Genomic DNA, 19,895 nt, shown 5'->3' on the forward strand with positions numbered 1-19,895 from the left:
CATCAAGCCCGCCGCATGCGTTTGGTAAACTCGGTATGGCCACCCCTTCTTCTGCCGCCTTGACCGCTACCCGTCGCTGGTCACCCAGTCAGTGGATAGCTGCCGCCCTGGCGTTGTGCGTTCTGGCACCGGTGCTGGTGCTGACCGCGCTGGCCGTATCCGGCGAGACCGGCCACTGGCTGAACCTGTTGCATAATGTGCTTCCTGTCTCGTTATCGAACACCGTGCTTCTGCTGCTGGGCGTGGGTGTCCTGAGTGCACTGATCGGCGGCGGCAGCGCATGGCTGACGACCGCTTATCTGTTTCCCACCCGCCGGCTGGTAACCTGGGGCCTGTTGTTACCCCTGGCCGTGCCCACGTATATCATGGCGTTCGCTTATCTGGATGTGCTTCACCCGCTGGGACCAATTCAAACCTTGATCCGCGACCTGCTGGGCTATGACTCACCGCGCCAATTCCGGCTACCCGACCTGCGCTCCATGGCTGGCGCCATCCTTTTGCTGGGGCTGGTGTTGTATCCGTATGTCTATTTAAGTGTCCGGGTCATGTTCATGACGCAGGCTGCCAGTCTGCTGGAAGCGGCCAGAACATTGGGATGCTCGCGTCGTGAAGCCTTCTGGCGCGTTGTGGTGCCCCTGGCTCGTCCAGCCATGGCGGTAGGCTTGAGCCTGGTGCTGCTGGAGACGCTGAACGATGTAGGCGCTTCAGAATTTCTCGGCATCCAGACCATGACCATTTCCATTTATACAACCTGGATCACCCGGTCCAATCTGGAGGGCGCAGCGCAAATTGCGATTGTCATGCTGGCCGTGGTAACGCTGCTGATTTATATGGAACGCTACGCCCGGCGTCGCCAACGCTATGCCATCACCCAGCGCATGCACCCGATACAACCCGTGCAGCTGCGCGGCGTTGCTGCCCTTGTCGCCATGTTGTTGGGCTGGTTCCCCATCATTACCGGCTTTATCATCCCCTTCTGGTTTCTGGTGAACGAATCGATCAAGCGCCTGTCGTCGCTGCAAGCAGTGTCAATGGAGCTGCTCAGCGCCACATACAACACGGTATCCGTGTCGCTGCTAGCCACTGTCGTCACCATCTGCTGCGGGTTGATCATCGCCTGGTCTGCGCGTCATGCTCGTAGCGGCACCGCACGCTTGCTTGCCCGTTGCAGTAGCCTAGGCTATGCCATCCCAGGCACCGTCCTGGCCACTGGACTGCTGATTCCCTATTCGTGGTTTGATCAACTCATTTCAGGCGCCATGAACGTGCTAGCCGGCATTCCTCCGCAGTTGTATATCATGGGCTCGGCAGCCGGCATTGTCTTGGCCTATACGCTGCGCTTTCTGGCCATTTCGGTTGGCAGCATTGAATCGGGCCTGGCCCGGATTCCCCCATCGCTAGAACAGGCATCGCGCAGTCTGGGACACAGTGCATTTCGCAGTTTCCTGCGTGTTCACTTTCCGTTGCTGCGTCCGGCGCTGGGCGCAGCGGCTCTGCTGATTTTTGTGGATGCCATGAAAGAGTTGTCGGCTACACTGCTGCTGCGTCCGCTCAATTTTGAAACCCTGTCAACATGGCTATATGCCGAGGCGGCACGTGGCACCTATGACGAAGGGGCGATTGCCGCTCTGATTATTGTATTTGCCGGCCTGATTCCGGTGATCTTGCTGGCCCGTACCCAATTGAAGGCAAACTACTGATGCACCCAACCCCCATTTTGCAAATCAATGACATTCGGCTGGGCTATAAACATGACCACCGGATGAAGGTGGTTGTCGACGGCTACACGATGCAGGTGCCTGCGGGTGAAATCGTGTGCCTGCTGGGGCCGTCCGGCTGCGGAAAAACCACGGTCCTGCGCGCCATCGCTGGATTCGAGCCGGTCTACGCAGGGCAGATTCTGCTCGACGGCCAGGTCATCGCCGAACCCGGTCGCATGATCGAACCGGAACATCGCCGCATTGGCATGATGTTCCAGGATTATGCTCTGTTTCCGCATCTGACGATTGAACAGAATGTCGAGTTTGGCCTGCGCAGACAAACACAACAAGCGCGCAGACAGCGGGTGGATGAATTGCTGGAGCTGGTACGTCTGTCTGATCTGCGTGACCGCTACCCGCACGAACTTTCCGGTGGCCAGCAACAACGCATTGCACTGGTGCGCTCACTGGCGCCCTCGCCCAAATTGCTGTTGCTGGATGAAGCCTTTTCCAATCTGGATACGGAAATTCGCCGGCAACTGGTTGTAGAGGTGCGCAGTATTCTGAAGAACAGCGGCATCAGCGCCATTCTGGTCACACACAATCTGGAAGAAGCCGAAGCCATTGCTGATCATATCGGCACGATGAAAGATGGCAAGCTGCAGGCCTGGCGTCGTATGGACAAGACGCCAACCGAATGGCAGAGCTATAGTTGACCGGCAAATCGGGTAATGGCCAGGTAGACATGGTCTGCTCACCGACATCGGGACGTTGTCCTTGCACCGTGTTGGTGGACAACATTTTCAAGTCATTTGTGGTACCACAGCACCACATACGGGATAATTCAAAGGATGGAAGTTCTGGACCGATGCACGGCCCACATCTCGGCGAGGAATATCAAAGGCGCTTAAGCGGCCATTGTCTGCCCGCCCTCACCGCCTGGTGCTCGACCGCTTGCGGCATCGCCCACAAGCGCCGCTCGGCAGTTGCATCAGCCTGACGGCAGCCAAGCCGGCGATCAAAGATTCTCTATTCCCAGTTCCTTGAGCTTTCGGGTCACCGTGTTGCGGCCGATACCCAGTCTGGCGGCGGCGTCGATACGTCGCCCCCGACAATTTTCCAGCGTTGTTGTGAGCACAATCCGCTCGAACTCCTGCGTCAGATGCGCCATGATGTCCTTTTCATTGCTTTGCAGGCGTTGCTGAACCTCAAACTCCAGTTTGTCCAGCCAATTCGATTGACTGTTATCGCTCCCCGGCAGCGGCGCATGGGACAAAGGGCCTGCGGCTGCAGCAGTGGGTGCCGAAGACCAATGCGTCGTCGTATCCGAGGCGCCGCCGACACTGCCTGGTGTCGGCGCCACGCCGTCCGACGCACGTTCCGTCCTTGGCGAAAAGCTCAGGCTTGCCATCAGCTCTGGCGGCAGATCGTTCCTATCGATCCGCTGAGCCGGCGACATGACAGTGAGCCAATGACAAAAATTCTCCAGCTGGCGCACGTTGCCCGGAAAATCGAATTGCTGAAGAATATCCAGCGCCTCCGCGCTCAATTGCTTGGGCGCCACGCCCAGACTGCTGGCCGCGACCTTGAGAAAATGCGCTGCCAGCTGACCGATATCTTCTCGACGCTCACGCAATGGCGGCACCCGCAAGCGGATGACATTCAGCCGATGGAACAGATCTTCACGAAAGGTGCCCTGCTCGACCCGCACCTCAAGCGGCTGATGGGTCGCCGCAATAATGCGTACGTCCACACTTACCGGCTGGGAGCCGCCGATTCTGTAGAAGTTGCCTTCGGCGAGCACCCGCAGAAGGCGGGTTTGCAACTCCAGCGGCATGTCGCCGATTTCGTCCAGGAACAGCGTCCCGCCATTGGCCTCTTCAAAACGGCCGCGGCGCTGTGCGCTGGCGCCTGTAAACGAACCGCGCTCATGCCCGAACAGTTCCGCTTCAAGCAGGTCACGGGGAATGGCCGCCGCATTCAGTGCAACAAAAGGCTTGCCCGCCCGCGTGCCATGCTTGTGCACAGCGCGGGCAATCAATTCCTTGCCGGTGCCGGACTCACCCGTAATCAGCACGGTGACCTTGGAGGGCGCCAGGCGGCCAATGGCGCGGAAAATTTCCTGCATCTGCCTGGACGCCGATTGGGTCATCATCTTGTCGTAATCGGCGGCCAGCGCCGGCGCCAGGACGCTTTGTTCCACGACATGTTCCGCGTTTTCACGACCATGTTCGTATGCCCGCTCAATCAGCGCCACCGCTTCATTCACATCAAACGGCTTGACCAGATAGTCAAACGCGCCTTCATGAAAAGCCGTCACTGTACTGTCCAGATCGGTATAGGCTGTCATCACAATGACCGGCAAATCTGCCGCTCGCTGTTTGATCGCCTTGAGCAGATCAATCCCTGACATATCCGGCATGCGGATATCCGTAACCAGTACATCAGGTCGTTCCGTTTGCAATGCATCGAGCACGTCTCTGGCCCGTTCAAAACAGGTCGGCGCCATCCCTGCACGCTGCAGCGCCTTGTCCAGCACCCAGCGAATGGCCTGATCATCGTCGACAACCCAGATTGTTTTCATACTTGCTCCAACGGTAACAACATTCTGAACTCGGTATGACCCGGTTCTGAATCAAATTCGATAAGTCCGCCGTGCTGATGCACCAGCTCCTGGGCCAGGCTCAGCCCCAGCCCGGTGCCTTCTGCGCGGCCAGTGACCAGGGGGTGGAAAATCCTGTCTTTCAATTGCTTGGGAACGCCTGCGCCGTTATCTACGACAGAGACCACCACCACCAGGCGGTGCACCTTATTGAGCAGATAAAATTTATTCAGTATGCGAGTGCGCAGTGTCAGCAGCGGCCCGACGTGCTCCAGGCTATCGTCGGCACGTTCAATAAAGCCATTGTCTGCAGAGGTTTCGTGCTCGCTGTCGGACAGCAATCGCGACGGCAAATCGCCAAGCAACGACTGCGCAGCGTTGCGCGCCAGATTCAGGTAGGCCTGCACCAATTTGGCCATATCGGCTTTCATATCCGGCACCGACGCATCGTAATCTTTCACAATCGCGATGCGATCCTGATATTCTGCCTTGATCAGTGCATGCACCCGTTCGCATACCTCATGGATATTGATCACCGACAGGGACAACTGCGACTGCCTCGGGCGGATCAGACGATCCACCAGACCCTGCAGGCGGTCGGCTTCATCAATAATGACCTGCGTATACTCCTTGAGCGGGGGATCCTGCAGCTCCATTTCCAGCAACTGTGCCGCACCACGCAAGCCGCCCAGCGGATTTTTGACTTCATGAGCCAGGTTGCGAAAAGTGTCCTTGTAGATCTCGATTTCGTGAAACAGCCGCTCGTTGCGCTCGGCCAGCGCATGCTGTTCGAACTCACGTATTTCAATCAATATGCGCCACGGCATAGCCTCCAGGCGGGTCAGCGTCACATTGGCAGGCACGCTTTCCAGAGGCTTGCGCAACGTCAGCGTCAGGCGCACGCTCGAGAGTTTTCTGCCCGATACGTAATCGAGCGCCTTGTTGAAGGCTTCAGCATCGGTAAACAAATCTACAGCGGCCGATCTTTCCAGAGATTTGAGCGATCGCTCCAGCAGGTCCTGGGCGGCGCTATTGATATGCAGGAGACGTCCATCGTCATCCACCAGCAAAACGGATGTGGCAAGAAGATCGTATGCGTCTGTGAGTTTCGTTGCCATTGGGAGTCCTGAAGTATCCACGCTGCATAAAGCGAGATGATTGACTAAGCGTCATCCTTCCGGCCCGAAGCGGCCATGCGTGCCGGATTCAGCCTTAAGGCGACAGATGCCAGTCTGCCATGGGAGAAACAATCGGGCCGGATGGCGAACGCCATCCCCCTTTCAGGTATGACAGGCCCGTATGCAGCAGTTACACCGAATAGTACAGATCGTATTCGACCGGATGCGGTGTCATACGTAGACGGGTCACTTCCTGCATTTTCAGATCAATGTATGCATCCAGCATATCGTTGCTGAAGACACCACCGCGGGTCAGGAACTCGCGATCTGTGTCCAGTGCGGCCAGTGCTTCTTCCAGCGACGTGGCAACGGTCGGGATTTTCTTGTCTTCTTCAGGCGGCAAATCGTATAGGTTTTTGTCTGCAGGATCGCCAGGATGAATCTTGTTCTGCACACCGTCCAGGCCGGCCATCATCAGCGCAGAGAACGCCAGATACGGGTTGGCCAGCGGATCGGGAAAGCGCGCTTCGATACGACGGCCTTTCGGATTTCCTACATAAGGAATGCGAATCGAGGCAGAACGATTACGGGCTGAATAAGCCAGTTTGACCGGGGCTTCATAGTGCGGCACCAGACGCTTGTAGGAATTGGTGCCTGGATTGGTAATCGCATTGAGCGCACGGGCATGCTTGATGATACCGCCGATATAGAACAAGGCGAACTCGGACAAACCGGCATAACCATTACCCGCGAACAGGTTCTGGCCATCTTTCCAGATTGACTGGTGAACGTGCATGCCTGAACCGTTATCGCCAAACAGCGGTTTGGGCATGAATGTCGCGGTTTTGCCGTACATATGCGCTACATTATGCACAGTGTATTTCAGAATCTGGTTCCAGTCTGCACGCTGAACCAGTGTAGAGAACTGGGTACCGATTTCCAGCTGACCGGCGCCGGCCACCTCATGATGGTGGATTTCTACCGGCACGCCCTGCTCTTCCAGAATCAGGCTCATTTCGGAACGCAGGTCGGCGAAGGAATCAACCGGTGAAACAGGCACATAGCCGCCTTTGACGCGCGGGCGGTGTCCCAGATTGCCAGACTCCGACTCAGTGCCTGATGACCATGGCGCTTCGTCGGATTTGATTTTGAACGAGCAGCCAGACATATCGTCGGTCCAGGTGATGCCGTCAAAAACAAAGAATTCCGGCTCAGGACCGAAGTAAGCGGTGTCGCCCAGGCCGCTGGATTTGAGGTAGGCTTCGGCACGCTTGGCCAAAGAACGTGGATCGCGATCATATCCTTTCAGATCGGACGGTTCAACCACGTCGCAGGTCATAATCAGCGTCGGTTCTTCACGGAATGGATCCAGACGGGCAGATTTGGCATCAGGAACCAGCAGCATATCGGAAGCCTCAATGCCTTTCCAGCCCGCAATGGACGAACCATCAAAAGCCTGACCGGATTCGAACTTGTCTTCGTCCAGCAGTTTAGACGGAATGGTCATATGGTGTTCTTTACCGACCGTATCCGTAAACCGGAAATCGACAAAAGTCACTTCACGATCACCAATCAGCTTTAGAACGTCTTGAGGGGTTGTCATACTATCTCCATGAGTAATGTCCAATGACAGGGCCTGAGCCGGCCGTATACCGTACTTAAAAGCAAGTATCATGCCAGCTTTTGTGACCGGATGCGTGGCAGACTTGTGATTTGCACGCACTATTTTAGAGCCTGAAATTATTCTATATGCACTTAATTGGTGCCTTGTGGCAAAAAACGCACCAATAATGTACAGACGCAGCCCGAAGTAAAGAAACAACTGACTGTTATGTGAGCGCGGGAAACAAGCCTTCAGGATGCCTTCTTTTCGGGCAAAAACATCGCCTGCAGATCGTTCAGGAATGCCTGACCGCGCTCGGTGGGTCGTATGCTCATCGGATCGGGCTCGAGCAGCCCGCGCTCAACCGCCTTGCGAATGATCGGGGCCACGGCCAGCAATGAAAGGCTGGTGCGCTCTTCAAACAGCGTCGCGGGAACCCCTTGAACCAGTCGCAACGCATTTAGCATGAATTCGAAGGGTAAATCTGCCACAGCCAGGGTCTGCTCGTGCATAATTCTGCCGGCGCCATCTGCCTCAAGCGCACGATCCATCCAGGTCTGCGGACTCTTGACGTTGGCCCGACGGATAATGCGGTCCTGAAAAGACAACTTGCCATGTGCGCCAGGTCCGATACCGATATAGTCGCCGAACTCCCAGTAATTGAGGTTGTGGCGTGCACGGCAACCCGGTCGGGCGTAGGCCGAGATCTCATAATGCTCGAAACCGGCATCCCGGGTCTGCTCAAAAAGCATATCCTGGATGTCGGCAGCGCTATCTTCATCAGGCAGGTCTTTTGGCGGGAATTTGGCAAAGACCGTGTTCGGCTCCATGGTCAGATGATAGAGCGACAGGTGCTGGGTACCAAAGGCTAGCGCCCGCTGCACATCGGCGCGGGCTTTGGCGACCGTCTGCCCGGGCAACGCATACATCAGATCGATATTGACTTGGGGCACTGCGTTCATGGCCAGTTCAATGGCTTTTTCGGCCTGGTGGGCATTGTGAATACGCCCTAGCTGCTGCAGCGCGTTGTCGTCAAAACTTTGCACGCCCAGGGAAAAGCGGTTGACCCCGGCCGCCGCATACTGCGCGAACCGGTCTGCCTCGGCCGTCCCTGGATTGGCCTCCATGGTAATTTCTGCAGATGGCGCCAGTGGCAGATACGACCGAACCATGGCCAACATCTGCTCGATTGCTTCTCCAGACAAGAGGCTGGGCGTGCCGCCACCGATAAATACGGTATAAACCGAACGGCCCCACACCAATGGCAGCGTCTCTTCCAGGTCGCGACGCAGTGCCGCCAGAAAACGCGCTTCGGGAATGTCCTGTTTTTTCTCATGGGAGTTGAAATCACAATACGGACATTTGCGCACGCACCACGGCACATGAATATACAAAGACAACGGCGGCAGGCTGATGTTGAAGTTGATTGCCGGCTTCAGCCGCTGCAGAGGAACGATATTTTCGATCACGCGGCACCCAGGTCCGCCAGCAAACGCTTGAGCGCCATGGCACGATGACTCACACTATTCTTGACCTGCGGATCAAGCTGAGCAGCGGTTTTCCCCAACTCGGGAATATAAAAATAGGGGTCATAACCGAACCCGTTGTCACCTGCAGCCTGCAGGGCGATTTCACCATGCCAGGTGCCCTGCGCGATGACAGGACAGGGATCATTTTCGGATCGAACGAAAACCAGCACGGCTATATAGGCAGCCCGGCGGTTTTCATGATCTTGCAGCTCCAGCAAAAGGCGGCGGTTGTTGGCCGCATCGGATTTTTCTTCACCGAACAGCGTGGCATACCGCGCCGATAGCACGCCGGGGGCGCCATCCAGGGCTTGGACCGACAGGCCTGAATCGTCAGCCAACGCCGGCAAACCAGTTTGCCCACTGGCATGGCGCGCCTTGCCTAGCGCATTTTCGACAAAAGTATGAAAAGGCTCGGGCGCCTCCGACACATTCAGTTCCTGCTGTGGAATAAGACGCATGCCCAGTGGCGCAAACAGCGCACTGAACTCGCGCAACTTTCCCTTATTCCCGGAAGCCAGTACAACATCCATATATTTACACTCTACATTCAACACTATTGTTCAACAATAACAATCTACGAAGACGACCAGCGTCAACGCAAGCCAGGCAACGCTCGCCCTCTGCCCGACCTGCACCGGCAAACGGCCTAGCGCAATAGGCGCCATCTGATCGGCACCTCGCCCTGCAATTGCGAATCACGAAGCGCGAGTCATAAATCACAAGTCACAAATCAGGAGCGGTACTCTCGCCAGCGGCAGACAGATATCACAGTCGCCATACAGGGGCTGCGCTGCGACCGAAGCTACACCAACGCCAGTAACGCAACTGGTTCAACGCACCCCGCCGCCTCGTTGCGATGCTACGCCGGCCAGGCAGACTGTTGCTCGCGCAACAACCGGGCAATGCCCGACTCGGCCAGCGCCAGCAAACTGTCCAAATCCTGGCGGCTGAATACCTGGCCTTCGGCCGTGCCCTGCACTTCCACAAACTGGCCCGAGCCGGTCATGACCACATTCATATCGGCATCGCAGGCCGAATCCTCTTCGTAATCCAGATCCAGGACGGCATGTCCTTTGTACATGCCGACTGAAATTGCGGCAACCCTGTCTCTGAGGGGGTTGGCCGACAGCCGCCCGTCCCTGAGCAGAAAGCTGACCGCGTCGGCCATGGCGATCCAGGCGCCGGTAATGCTCGCGCAACGGGTCCCGCCATCGGCCTGGATAACATCGCAGTCAATCTGAATAGTGCGCTCGCCCAGCTTTTGCATATCAATAACGGCGCGCAGGCTGCGCCCAATCAAACGCTGGATTTCCTGCGTCCGGCCGTTCTGTTTGCCGCGCGCGGCCTCACGGTCGGAACGGGTATGGGTTGAACGCGGCAACATGCCGTATTCTGCCGTTACCCAGCCCTGGCCTTTGCCTCGCAAAAAAGGCGGTACGCTCTCGATCACACTGGCATTGCATAACACGCGGGTATTGCCAGCCTCGATCAACACGGACCCTTCCGCATAGTTGGTGTAACTGCGTGTAACTGAAAGCGGACGAATCATATCGTGCTCCCGACCCGAAGGACGAGCAAAGTTTAGGTTGAGATCTGCGCTGGGCATAATATCCTCATCGATTATCAATAGTTACATTGTAGTGCGCCGTGCGCATAAAATGGTCATTTGCATCACTTATAATCGGATCAGTCATCCAGTCGCAATTTTGAATCTGCTGGAAAGACGCATTACCCTGGACACCTAAACTTAATAATAGCGGACAACATATGATCCACAGCATGACGGCTTTCGGCAGTGCCCGTTCCGAATTTCTGCTTGGCAGCGTAAGCGTAGAACTCAAGGGCGTCAATAGCCGCTATCTTGATCTTGCCTTCAGAATCCCCGATGAATTGCGTCATGCAGAAACTGCGCTCAGAGAACTGCTTGGCAGCCATCTTAAGCGCGGCAAACTGGAAGTACGTGTCTCTTTTGCCCGATCCGGCAGCCTGCAACAGCGCGCCTTCGAGGTCGATCAATTGACGCTGATTAACGAACGCTACCAGGCTGCGCTCAAAATTATTCCTGATTTGGCTGCCCCTGGCATGACCGACCTACTACACTGGCCTGCCCCGAACGAGTACAACGAGGATGACTCGCCGGCCATGTGGCTGAACCAGTGCATGCAGGCGGGACGCAGCGCCCTGCAAGAGCTCATTCTTGCCCGCGCCAGGGAAGGCCAGCGTCTAGCCACGGCAATGCTCGAGGCTGCCCAAGAGATGAAAAAAGTGATCGGCACCATCGAGCAGCGACTGCCCGGGATTCTTGACGAATACCGCAAGAAGCTGGCCGGGAAACTGACCGACACCCTGAATGCCGCTTGCCCCAACGGCTTTGAGCAAATCAGCGGCGCCGAGCTTTCCGCACGCATTGCTGCGGAATCGTCCCTGTTTTCCCTGCGCATTGATGTGGCAGAAGAACTCACGCGGCTGGACTCCCATCTGACCGAACTTCGTGTCATTCTGTCTTCCGGCAACTCCGAGTCTAGATCGGCGGCCAAGTCGCTCAGCTTGGGCAAACGCCTGGATTTTCTCTTCCAGGAAATGAACCGGGAAGTCAACACCCTGGGGTCCAAGTCAAGCTCCCTGGAAATCACGCAGTCGGTCATTGACCTCAAACTGCTTATTGAGCAGTTGCGTGAGCAGGCACAGAATATCGAATAGGCAGCGCCTGCCGTAAGCGGACGGGTGCGGCTCGCTTGCTCAAGACGCAGGCTGCGCCTTGTCTACCCAGGGCAAATCGGGCGGCGTCAAGCGTTTCATGTCCGTGTCCACCTTCCCGAATCGCGGGTCATGGGCGTTCCAGTCCTTTTGCGCCTGAATAATGTCGTTGCGCGCACCGACGAAATTCCACCAAATCTGAAAATCCGGAACATCAATCGGTGTGCCACCCAGCAGCAGCAAACGGGACTCGGCCGTGGTATCGATGCGCACGGTATTTTTGCCCGTGCCAAGAAAAGCCACTTCATTCAATTCAAACAGCTCATTGTTGATACTGGCCGGGGCGCCGGTAATCAAGAACAGGCCGTACTCGAATTCCGGATTCAGTGTCAGCTCAATACTGTCCTGCCCCAGCGCCTCTATGTCAACACAGACCAACGGCGTGAACTGGCGGGTAGGTGCGCGTCGCCCGGCAAATTCGCCCGTCAGCAACGTAAATCGCGTATTGGCCTGCGTCCACTCCGGCAGTTCGGGATAATGTTCAAAGGCCGCAGCAATGGGCGTTTCCGACTGGGGCAAGGCAATCCACAACTGCACTGCATGCAGCACGTTAATACCTGGCGGCGTCTGTTCGGTATGCGCAATACCGTGACCGGCGGTCATCAGATTGACCTGCTTGCGGCGAATCAATTGCTCGTTGCCCAGGCTGTCTTTGTGCAGGACTTCCCCTTCAAGCATCCAGGTAAAGGTCTGAAGGTTGATATGCGGATGTTCACCCACCTGCATGCCCGGATTGCCTTCTTCAAAGCGAGCTGGACCGGCATGATCCAGAAAACACCAGGACCCGATCGTGCGCCGCTCACGGTTTGGCAGCGCGCGGGCAACGGGAATGCCGCCGACATCGGCAATACGCGGTTTGATTTTCTGAAGGGTCATGCCCTGCTCCTTGTTAGGTGAAATTGGCGGTTATACGCCGGGACAAGCCGGCGGCCTGCCATACCATGCCCTGCACAACGCGCTGTCGCTTGCGTCTGGCGCACCCGTCAGCCGCGTCCGACAAAAGGCATTTTGGTGGCCATGATGGTCACAAACTGCACGTTGGTTTCTAATGGAAAATCACACATGGCCCGCACTGTCTGCGCAACGTGCGCCACATCCATAACCGGTTCCACACGTGTCTCGCCGTTTGCCTGGATGATGCCCTTCTGCATACGTTGCGTCATGTCGGTGCCAGCGTTGCCGATATCCACCTGGCCGCAAGCAATATTGTAGGCCCGCCCGTCGAGTGACAGGGATTTTGTCAATCCGGTAACGGCGTGTTTTGTGGCGGTGTAGGCAATGCTCATGGGCCGCGGCGCATAGGCCGAAATTGAACCATTATTGATGATGCGACCACCTTGCGGATCCTGCTGGCGCATGACGCGGAATGCTGCCTGGGCGCATAAAAACATGCCGGTCAGATTCACATCAACAATATCACGCCACTCCTGCACCGAGAACTCATCGACAGGAACCGGCGTACCACCCCGCCCCGCATTATTGAAAAGCGCATCGACGCGTCCGTACTCACGCTGGGCCGTATCGAACAACCTGCGAACCTCCTGCTCGCTGGTCACATCCGTTGGCACCACCAAAGCCCGAGTTGCATCGGCCCCGGCCGCTGTGCGGGTTTTCTCAAGAGCATCGGCGCGCCTGCCGGCCAGCACAACGGCATAGCCGGTACCCAGCAGCTCAAGCGCCACAGCACGCCCGATACCAGATCCTGCTCCTGTGACCACGGCGACTTTAAGGGGGGGTGTATTCATTCTTGTTACTCCTTTGGAAACGGAACCGCTATGCTATCAGGTTTGAAATAATTCCTACAGGCACCAACTGCCTGGTTTTTTCATGCTGTTTCATGCCGCACTCAGTTTAAGATGTGTGTGCTGACCAATCCAGCCCCATCACAATGACAAAAAACGTACCGGTTCAGGCAATTGCCGAAAAGTAGTGTTTTTTTTGCTATGATTTTCTTTTGCCGCCACCGTCATCATTATGCTTAAATTTCCCGGTAATGTCTTCATGATTATCGCACCCAGCGGTGCGGGCAAATCAAGTCTGGTCAATGCGTTGCTTGCGCAGGACAACAACATTTCCCTGTCCATATCATGCACCACGCGCGATCCGCGCCCCAGTGAGCAGGAAGGTCGCGAATATTATTTCACCACCAAGCAAGACTTTCTGCAATTGCGCGAAACCGACCAATTGCTTGAGTGGGCCGAAGTCCATGGCAATTTTTACGGCACGCCACGACCACCGATAGAAAAGGCCATTGCCCAAGGCAAGGACATTCTTCTGGAAATCGACTGGCAAGGCGCGCGCCAGGTCCGCCAGCATTTCCCGGGCGTAATGGGCATTTTCATCCTGCCACCGTCCATCGAGGTGCTGGAAACCCGGCTGGCCCAGCGCGGACAGGATTCACCCAGCGTTATCACCCGCCGGATACTGGCGGCAGGAAGCGAGATTGCGCACGCTCCGGAGTGCGAATATGTTATTATCAATGAAGATTTTGCCACAGCCCTGAATGAATTACAGAAAATCGTTGCAGCCGCAAGGCTCCGATACCAGTCTCAGGCCGCCCGGCATGCCCAACTCTTCTCCCAGCTCGGGATTTCCGATTCCGTTCGATAATTTGACTTTACCTTTTTTGCTTACCCGCTAAGGACAACACCATGGCTCGTATTACTATCGATGATTGCATGATGCACATCCCCAATCGCTTCAACCTGACGCTGGCTGCGACCTACCGCGCCCGCGAACTGGCTCAGGGCCATGAACCGCGCGTCGATCCGGACAAGGACAAACCGACCGTGATCGCGCTGCGTGAAATTGCCAAAGGTCTGACCGGAGCGGAAATGCTGCGTAAAGTGCCTACCTGATTTCAGGCACAGGCAGGTCATATGGGACTCAAGGACGCATCTTCCTCGCTGTTGCACGCGCTGCGGGCCGGGTCCCCTTTCCGCCGACGAAACCGTAACGGCCACCGGCAGTCTGCGCAGGCTGCCACCTCTATTGCAAACGCATCGATACTGCAGGACGACGAGCAGCGCATTCCCCCGCAAGCCGTCCCCAACAGCGCCACGCGCCACGAACCGGCCATTGCATCGCTGGCGCATTTGACCGAAATGCTGTCCACCTACATGGACAGCAAGGAAATCGACAAGGTACGGGAAGCCTACCGCTTTGCCGATCAGGCGCATCTGGGCCAATTCCGATCATCCGGCGCACCGTATATTACTCACCCGATTGCGGTTACCGAAATCTGCGCCGGCTGGAAGCTGGACTCCAACGCCCTGATGGCTGCGCTGCTGCATGATGTTATCGAAGACCAGAACGTATCCAAGGCAGAGCTGGCCGAAAAATTCAATCCGGACGTGGCCAACCTGGTCGACGGCCTGACCAAACTGGAAAAACTCAATTTTGCCACCAAGGCAGAACAGCAGGCGGAAAGCTTTCGCAAAATGCTGTTGGCCATGGCCAAAGACGTTCGCGTCATTTTGATCAAACTGGCCGACCGGCTGCATAATATGCGCACGCTGGATGCGGTCGGCGCGGATAAACGCCGACGGGTGGCCAACGAGACCCTGGAAATCTACGCGCCCATTGCGCACCGGCTGGGCCTGAACGCATTGGTGCGGGAGTTACAGGATCTGTGCTTTGAAGCCAGCAACCCGAATCGCTACAACGTATTGAAAAAGGCTGTGCTGGCCGCACGCGGCAATCGTCGCGAAGTACTCACCCGGATCGCCGAAAACATAACCTCTGCCATGCCTGCCAATGGCATCGAAGCGGAAATCAGCGGCCGGGAAAAATCGCTGTTCAGTATCTACAACAAGATGCGCGAGCAGAAAAAGTCCTTCTCCGAAGTGCTAGACATCTATGGCTTTCGAATCATCGTGCACACCCTGCAGGAATGCTATCTGACGTTGGGCACCATCCACCAGTTATACCGACCGGTGCCGGGCAAGTTCAAGGACTACATCGCCATCCCCAAAATCAACGGCTATCAGTCCCTGCATACCACGCTGGTCGGCCCCTATGGCACACCCATCGAGTTTCAGATTCGTACGCGGGACATGGATCACATTGCCGAAAAAGGCGTCGCCTCGCACTGGATGTACAAGGAAGACGATATCTCGCTGAACGATCTGCAAAAGCAAACCCACCGCTGGCTGCAGTCGTTGCTGGACATCCAGAGCCAGACCGGTGATTCTGGTGAGTTTCTTGAACACGTCAAGGTTGATCTGTTCCCCGATGCTGTCTATGTACTGACACCGAAAGGAAAAATCGTCTCCCTGCCGCGCGGTGCTACGCCGATCGATTTTGCCTATGGCATTCATACCGATATTGGAAATCAGGCGGTCGCTGCAAAAATCAATGGCGAATTTGTCCCATTGAAAACCGAAATAAAAAGCGGCGATACCATCGAAATTGTCACCTCCCCCGCTTCGGAACCCAACGTACAGTGGCTTAATCACGTGCGCACAGGCAAGGCACGCTCCGAAATCCGTCATTTCCTGAAAACCGTCAAATATGAAGACTCTATTCATTTTGGCGAAAAAATGCTCAAGCAGGCATTGCAGGAACTGAACATCCCTCTGCCCGATGCCGACAATGCCGAATGGGAAAAACTGGCGCGCAGTTCGGGCGCGTCCTCACGCGAAGAGATTCTGGCCGACATTGGGCTGGGTCGCAGGCTGGCCGCCGTGGTCGCCCGCCGCTTTGCAGTCGAAAACGCCATGCTGGCCACCAGTGCCGCAGTCATTGATGAAGTCTCCATTGCTCACGCCGGGATGATCTTCATTCAGGGTAACGAAGGTCAGGCCGTCCAGCTTTCGGGCTGCTGCAGTCCTATTCCCGGTGACAGCCTGGTCGCGCTGATCCGCCCGGGCCATGGGCTCGTCGTTCATACCGATGATTGCCCGACTGCGATGCGCCTGCGCTCCCGGGAACCGGACCGCTGGGTGCAAGTGTACTGGGATGAGGAAACCGCCTCTCACCTGCCGGTGCGCATGGAAATCGTTATCCGTAACGAAAAAGGGGTGCTGGGCCGTATTGCCGCACAGATCTCGGCAGCCGACTCCAATATCCTGACAATGTCCATGAATGAAGATGCCCAGAATCTGGCCGTGGTGCACCTGACGATCCAGGTCCATGATCGCAAGCATCTGGCGCGGGTTTTCCGCATGGTCCGCCATGTCTCCCAGGTACAGAAAGTGGCACGGCTGAAAGTCAGACCAAATCAGGATCCGGTACTGTAGCGGCCAGCCGGCCCGAGATCAGCGTAATTTTCCGGTCACAGCGCGCAGCCAGTTTCTGGTCATGTGTTACCAGTACCAATGTAGCGGCCTTTTCCCGATTCATCTCAAACATCAGATCCGCAATGCGCTGACCGGTTTCCGTATCCAGGCTGCCCGTCGGTTCATCAGCGAACAAGATTGCAGGGCTCACCACGAAAGCACGGGCCAAGGCCACACGTTGCTTTTCTCCCCCGGACAGTGTTTTGGGATAATGATGCATTCGTGAGGCCAGCCCAACCCGCTCAAGCATCTGCTGCGCGGCCTCTCGCGCCGGCTGCCCCTGCAATTCCAGCGGCAGCATGACGTTTTCCAGCGCTGTAAGATTTGGCAGCAGCTGGAACGACTGGAACACAAAACCGATATTCTGGGCTCGCAGCACGGCGCGGGCATCTTCATCCATGTCAAAAATATTTCTGCCCATCAGCCTTACCTGCCCCGAAGACGGGGTGTCCAGGCCTGCCAGAATACCCAGCAACGTCGATTTTCCTGATCCGGAACTGCCTGTAATGGCTAATGTCGCACTGTGTTCGAGCTCAAAGGAAATATCATCTAAAATATCCAGCGTACCAGTTGCCTCGGCAACGTGTTTTTTCAAATGAGAAACTTCAATGACAACATCTGCGTCCATGATTCGTGTTCTGTCCATTCTGATAAGTCTGTGGGTGTTCGTCTGGCCGCAAGCGGTCAAAGCCCAGGAAAAACCGGTATCGGCCAACGCACCGGTTATCCTGGTCGTGGGTGACAGCCTGTCTGCCGAATATGGTATCAGACGCGGTGCCGGCTGGGTGCAGTGGCTGGTGGAGAATAAAAAAGAGGCGCTGGGCGATGCCCAACTGGTCAATGCCAGTATCAGCGGCGACACCACCGCAGGAGGACGCAGCCGCCTGCCCGCCCTGCTGAAAAAACATCAGCCTGCCATCATGATACTGGAACTGGGCGCCAATGATGCGCTGCGAGGCCTCTCGCTTGAGGCCAGCCGTGACAACCTGCAAAGCATGATCGATAGCGCCAAAGCCCTCAAGACCGAAGTGGTCCTGATCGGCATGCAGATCCCGCCCAACTTCGGGCCTGATTATGCTCGCCAGTTTCAGCAGATGTTCGGTACGCTGGCAAAAGAAACGAGCACCTATCTGGTGCCCTTTCTGTTTGCCTCATTTGCCCTGCAAAGGGATATGTACCAGGATGACGGTATTCACCCCGCTGAACAGGCCCAGCCGCTGATGGCTCAGACGGTTTGGCCTGTTCTGGAAAAAGCGCTTACTGATTACCGGCAGCGTCGCTAATGACTCTCTCTGCCTCGGGATACACTTTGACGTCATGTGTCTGGCGAATCAGTCGGGTCACGCTCTGGGCCACTTGCGCCCCGGTACCGGCAATCATGGCCTGACGCAGATACTGGTCAAACATATTGCGCGCCTCGGCGGTCGGCTCGGTCACTTTCTCGATCTGGGCAATGGCATAGCCATTAGGCAGTTCAAAACCAACAAAGGCAGGCAGATTGTCGGCAGGCGCGCTCATGATCGCATTGAGCATGGTAGGTGGCAGTTGCGACTGTGTCAGGCGGCTGATGGTGGTTTCCTTGCCAAAGCCAGTCAGCTCACCCGATCCTTTTTCCTTGAGCATGGCCAGTTCCGCTGCGCCGTCTTCGGCTGCCTGCTGTTTGCCTTTTTCATCACGAATGCGATTAAGGACGATTTCACGGACGTCGTCCAGCGCAGGTACCGCTGCTGGAACATCCTTGGCCACACGCACGACCATCAGCTCGGATGGGGAAATCTCAATGACCCCGGAGTTCTTTTTCTGCTTGCGCACTTCGTCGGAAAACAGCGTTTCGCGAACCCGGCCCGATTCAAAATAGGCGGCATCCTTGCTGTCAATCGCGGCATTATCACCCACCTGTTCTTTTGGCAGCAAAGTCGTCTGGCTTACACCCCCTACATGGCGAATGTCCAGCGCAAGCGCGTCGGCCAGCGGCTGCAGGGAGTCCCGTTCCGTGCTGGACAATTGGGTCAATCGGGTAGACAGATCGGCAAATTTTTCAGAGGCCTGCTGCAACGCAATTTCTTTTTTCAGGCTTTCCTTCAGTTGCGCCAGTGGTTCGACCTGGCCAGGCTCGATATTGGCAATCTGCAGCACATGCCAGGCATTGTCGATTTTGACCGGATCGGAAATGCCGGGGGCCTTTGGACCAAAAGCGGCATTATCCAGGGGGGCAATATCGCCTTTGGCCAAGGTGCCCAGGCTGCCACCCTGATTTTTTGAACCAGCATCGTCGGAATAGGTTTTTGCCAATTCGGCAAAGGATTCAGGATTCTGCCTGGCCTTTTCGGCCACTTCAATCGCCTTGTCCTGAGCGGCTTTCTGGGCCGCTTCATCGGCGCCGGCAGGAATCTGGATCTGGATATGGTTGATCTGGCGCCGCTCTTTTTTGGTGTACTTGGCGATGTTTGCCTTGTAATAGCTTTCAATATCGGCGTCGGAAATTTCGCCTACGGTGTTCAGGGCCACGTCCTGGTTCAGGACGATGTAGTCCACGTCGACATACTCAGGCACCTGCAGCGACTGCTTGTTCTTTTCGTACCATTCGGCAATTTCCTGATCACTAACCTGCACCGACTGCTCGTAAGCCGCCGCTTCGAAGCTCTTGAGTCTGACGGTACGCTCCTGCGTCATGGCCGTCTGAAGCAGCGCCGCCGTTTGCGCAGGAATCCCTACCGTGCTCGAAACCGGCTCGAGCAACTGCGCAAATGCCAGGCTCTGACGCACATACTGCTCATAATCGACGTCACGGATATTGCGCTCGGTCAGAAACTGGCTGTATTTCTGAAAAGAGTACTTGCCGTTGTCCTGAAAATCGGGCGTGCTGGCAATGGCCTGGCGCACCATATTGTCGGTCGCATTGAAATGCTGGTCCAGCATTTCCTGCTGCAGCACCTGATTGTCCACCAGTTGGTCAAGCCAGGCCTGACGATTAGCCGGCGTATCGACGGCATTGATGTTGAAGTTGCTGCCATTTTGCTCGCGCAACTGGTTCAGACGCTCGCGCCAGGACTGGTCAAACTGCGCCTGGGTAATGTCGTTTTTCCGGACCGAAGCCAGTTTCACGTCATTATTGGTAAACGACTGGTAGTCGGCAACACCTAAAAAGACGAAAGAAGGCACGACCAGAACGAACAGTACAACGAGCAATAAACGTTTATGCGTGCGAAAGGATTCTAGCATTGTGTTCCCGACCAAAATGAATGTCTGATGCGAAAGCGAAACGCCGCCTGATGGCAAAGCGATTCAGAATAACCGCTTATTTTAA

The 19,895-nt window shown here is 56.1% G+C and carries 17 protein-coding genes; 7 read left to right on the forward strand and 10 right to left on the reverse strand.

All coding sequences use genetic code 11. The features are described 5' to 3' along the window. Positions 1–35: 35 nt before the first annotated feature. The gene (locus tag INT32_RS01260; RefSeq protein ID WP_193086916.1) at positions 36–1,700 is read left to right on the forward strand and encodes an iron ABC transporter permease; all 1,665 of its coding nucleotides are present in this window, start codon (positions 36–38) and stop codon (positions 1,698–1,700) included. After that, the gene (locus INT32_RS01265) at positions 1,700–2,416 is read left to right on the forward strand and encodes an ABC transporter ATP-binding protein (protein WP_193086917.1); all 717 of its coding nucleotides are present in this window, start codon (positions 1,700–1,702) and stop codon (positions 2,414–2,416) included. Before INT32_RS01260 ends, INT32_RS01265 begins: the two co-directional genes overlap by 1 nt. A 302-nt stretch (positions 2,417–2,718) precedes the next feature. Here the strand turns inward: INT32_RS01265 and ntrC are convergent, their stop codons facing one another. The 6 genes from ntrC to rph form a co-directional block, all read right to left on the reverse strand. Next, positions 2,719–4,284 carry a nitrogen regulation protein NR(I) gene (gene ntrC, locus INT32_RS01270; protein WP_193086918.1) on the reverse strand — a complete coding sequence of 522 codons (1,566 nt, stop codon included), beginning with the start codon at positions 4,282–4,284 and terminating at the stop codon, positions 2,719–2,721. Continuing rightward, positions 4,281–5,420: a nitrogen regulation protein NR(II) gene (locus INT32_RS01275; protein ID WP_193086919.1), complete on the reverse strand. Its 1,140-nt coding sequence runs from the start codon at positions 5,418–5,420 to the stop codon at positions 4,281–4,283. The genes ntrC and INT32_RS01275 overlap by 4 nt, the downstream gene beginning before the upstream one ends. A 190-nt stretch (positions 5,421–5,610) precedes the next feature. Then, positions 5,611–7,023 (reverse strand): type I glutamate--ammonia ligase, encoded by a 1,413-nt coding sequence (gene glnA / locus INT32_RS01280; RefSeq protein WP_193086920.1) that lies wholly within the window; start codon positions 7,021–7,023, stop codon positions 5,611–5,613. Between the two features lie 251 nt (positions 7,024–7,274). Further along, a complete protein-coding gene (gene hemW, locus INT32_RS01285; protein ID WP_193086921.1) occupies positions 7,275–8,492 on the reverse strand; it encodes a radical SAM family heme chaperone HemW in 1,218 nt (405 codons plus the stop codon). Then, on the reverse strand, positions 8,489–9,082 hold the full coding sequence (gene rdgB, locus INT32_RS01290; RefSeq protein ID WP_193086922.1) for an RdgB/HAM1 family non-canonical purine NTP pyrophosphatase: 594 nt from the start codon (positions 9,080–9,082) through the stop codon (positions 8,489–8,491). Before rdgB ends, hemW begins: the two co-directional genes overlap by 4 nt. Positions 9,083–9,411: 329 nt before the next feature. Beyond that, positions 9,412–10,158, reverse strand: a complete 747-nt coding sequence (rph, locus tag INT32_RS01295; protein WP_193086923.1) for a ribonuclease PH — start codon at positions 10,156–10,158, stop codon at positions 9,412–9,414. 161 nt (positions 10,159–10,319) lie between these two features. Between rph and INT32_RS01300 the strand changes: the two genes are divergently transcribed. Further along, positions 10,320–11,252 carry a YicC/YloC family endoribonuclease gene (locus tag INT32_RS01300; RefSeq protein ID WP_193086924.1) on the forward strand — a complete coding sequence of 311 codons (933 nt, stop codon included), beginning with the start codon at positions 10,320–10,322 and terminating at the stop codon, positions 11,250–11,252. A gap of 39 nt (positions 11,253–11,291) precedes the next feature. Here INT32_RS01300 and INT32_RS01305 read toward each other — a convergent pair whose 3' ends face one another. Beyond that, entirely contained in the window at positions 11,292–12,185 is an 894-nt protein-coding gene (locus INT32_RS01305; protein ID WP_193086925.1) for a pirin family protein, read from the reverse strand. A 107-nt stretch (positions 12,186–12,292) separates the two neighbouring features. Continuing rightward, positions 12,293–13,054 (reverse strand): SDR family oxidoreductase, encoded by a 762-nt coding sequence (locus INT32_RS01310; RefSeq protein ID WP_193086926.1) that lies wholly within the window; start codon positions 13,052–13,054, stop codon positions 12,293–12,295. A gap of 256 nt (positions 13,055–13,310) precedes the next feature. Here INT32_RS01310 and gmk point away from each other — a divergent pair, with 256 nt between their 5' ends. Genes gmk through INT32_RS01325 form a run of 3 tightly spaced genes read left to right on the forward strand, consistent with a single transcriptional unit; the run spans position 13,311 to position 16,549 of the window. Beyond that, a complete protein-coding gene (gene gmk / locus INT32_RS01315) occupies positions 13,311–13,919 on the forward strand; it encodes a guanylate kinase (protein WP_255509657.1) in 609 nt (202 codons plus the stop codon). Between the two features lie 41 nt (positions 13,920–13,960). Continuing rightward, complete coding sequence (rpoZ, locus tag INT32_RS01320) at positions 13,961–14,167, forward strand: DNA-directed RNA polymerase subunit omega (RefSeq protein WP_100696355.1); 207 nt, start codon at positions 13,961–13,963, stop codon at positions 14,165–14,167. Between the two features lie 21 nt (positions 14,168–14,188). Further along, complete coding sequence (locus INT32_RS01325; protein ID WP_193086928.1) at positions 14,189–16,549, forward strand: bifunctional (p)ppGpp synthetase/guanosine-3',5'-bis(diphosphate) 3'-pyrophosphohydrolase; 2,361 nt, start codon at positions 14,189–14,191, stop codon at positions 16,547–16,549. Here the strand turns inward: INT32_RS01325 and INT32_RS01330 are convergent. Further along, positions 16,521–17,216 carry an ABC transporter ATP-binding protein gene (locus tag INT32_RS01330; RefSeq protein WP_193086929.1) on the reverse strand — a complete coding sequence of 232 codons (696 nt, stop codon included), beginning with the start codon at positions 17,214–17,216 and terminating at the stop codon, positions 16,521–16,523. The two genes, INT32_RS01325 and INT32_RS01330, sit on opposite strands and share 29 nt — an antisense overlap. On the opposite strand from INT32_RS01330, the gene INT32_RS01335 reads away from it, so the two are divergent. Continuing rightward, entirely contained in the window at positions 17,197–17,871 is a 675-nt protein-coding gene (locus INT32_RS01335) for an arylesterase (RefSeq protein ID WP_226816369.1), read from the forward strand. The two genes, INT32_RS01330 and INT32_RS01335, sit on opposite strands and share 20 nt — an antisense overlap. Here the strand turns inward: INT32_RS01335 and INT32_RS01340 are convergent. Continuing rightward, the gene (locus tag INT32_RS01340) at positions 17,846–19,810 is read right to left on the reverse strand and encodes a SurA N-terminal domain-containing protein (RefSeq protein ID WP_193086930.1); all 1,965 of its coding nucleotides are present in this window, start codon (positions 19,808–19,810) and stop codon (positions 17,846–17,848) included. The two genes, INT32_RS01335 and INT32_RS01340, sit on opposite strands and share 26 nt — an antisense overlap. Positions 19,811–19,895 lie beyond the last annotated feature (85 nt).

This window comes from Advenella sp. FME57 (assembly GCF_014897675.1).
Classification (GTDB): domain Bacteria; phylum Pseudomonadota; class Gammaproteobacteria; order Burkholderiales; family Burkholderiaceae_B; genus Advenella.

What these genes read in the sequence shown, in the direction of transcription:
- INT32_RS01330 (WP_193086929.1), bottom strand. Translation starts at nt 17,216, where the DNA reads ATGGACGCAGATGTTGTCATTGAAGTTTCTCATTTGAAAAAACACGTT.
- rdgB (WP_193086922.1), bottom strand. Translation starts at nt 9,082, where the DNA reads ATGGATGTTGTACTGGCTTCCGGGAATAAGGGAAAGTTGCGCGAGTTC.
- INT32_RS01310 (WP_193086926.1), bottom strand. Translation starts at nt 13,054, where the DNA reads ATGAATACACCCCCCCTTAAAGTCGCCGTGGTCACAGGAGCAGGATCT.
- INT32_RS01260 (WP_193086916.1), top strand. Translation starts at nt 36, where the DNA reads ATGGCCACCCCTTCTTCTGCCGCCTTGACCGCTACCCGTCGCTGGTCA.
- gmk (WP_255509657.1), top strand. Translation starts at nt 13,311, where the DNA reads ATGATTATCGCACCCAGCGGTGCGGGCAAATCAAGTCTGGTCAATGCG.
- glnA (WP_193086920.1), bottom strand. Translation starts at nt 7,023, where the DNA reads ATGACAACCCCTCAAGACGTTCTAAAGCTGATTGGTGATCGTGAAGTG.
- INT32_RS01340 (WP_193086930.1), bottom strand. Translation starts at nt 19,810, where the DNA reads ATGCTAGAATCCTTTCGCACGCATAAACGTTTATTGCTCGTTGTACTG.
- ntrC (WP_193086918.1), bottom strand. Translation starts at nt 4,284, where the DNA reads ATGAAAACAATCTGGGTTGTCGACGATGATCAGGCCATTCGCTGGGTG.
- rpoZ (WP_100696355.1), top strand. Translation starts at nt 13,961, where the DNA reads ATGGCTCGTATTACTATCGATGATTGCATGATGCACATCCCCAATCGC.
- rph (WP_193086923.1), bottom strand. Translation starts at nt 10,158, where the DNA reads ATGCCCAGCGCAGATCTCAACCTAAACTTTGCTCGTCCTTCGGGTCGG.
- INT32_RS01325 (WP_193086928.1), top strand. Translation starts at nt 14,189, where the DNA reads ATGGGACTCAAGGACGCATCTTCCTCGCTGTTGCACGCGCTGCGGGCC.
- INT32_RS01275 (WP_193086919.1), bottom strand. Translation starts at nt 5,420, where the DNA reads ATGGCAACGAAACTCACAGACGCATACGATCTTCTTGCCACATCCGTT.
- INT32_RS01335 (WP_226816369.1), top strand. Translation starts at nt 17,197, where the DNA reads ATGACAACATCTGCGTCCATGATTCGTGTTCTGTCCATTCTGATAAGT.
- INT32_RS01300 (WP_193086924.1), top strand. Translation starts at nt 10,320, where the DNA reads ATGATCCACAGCATGACGGCTTTCGGCAGTGCCCGTTCCGAATTTCTG.
- INT32_RS01305 (WP_193086925.1), bottom strand. Translation starts at nt 12,185, where the DNA reads ATGACCCTTCAGAAAATCAAACCGCGTATTGCCGATGTCGGCGGCATT.
- INT32_RS01265 (WP_193086917.1), top strand. Translation starts at nt 1,700, where the DNA reads ATGCACCCAACCCCCATTTTGCAAATCAATGACATTCGGCTGGGCTAT.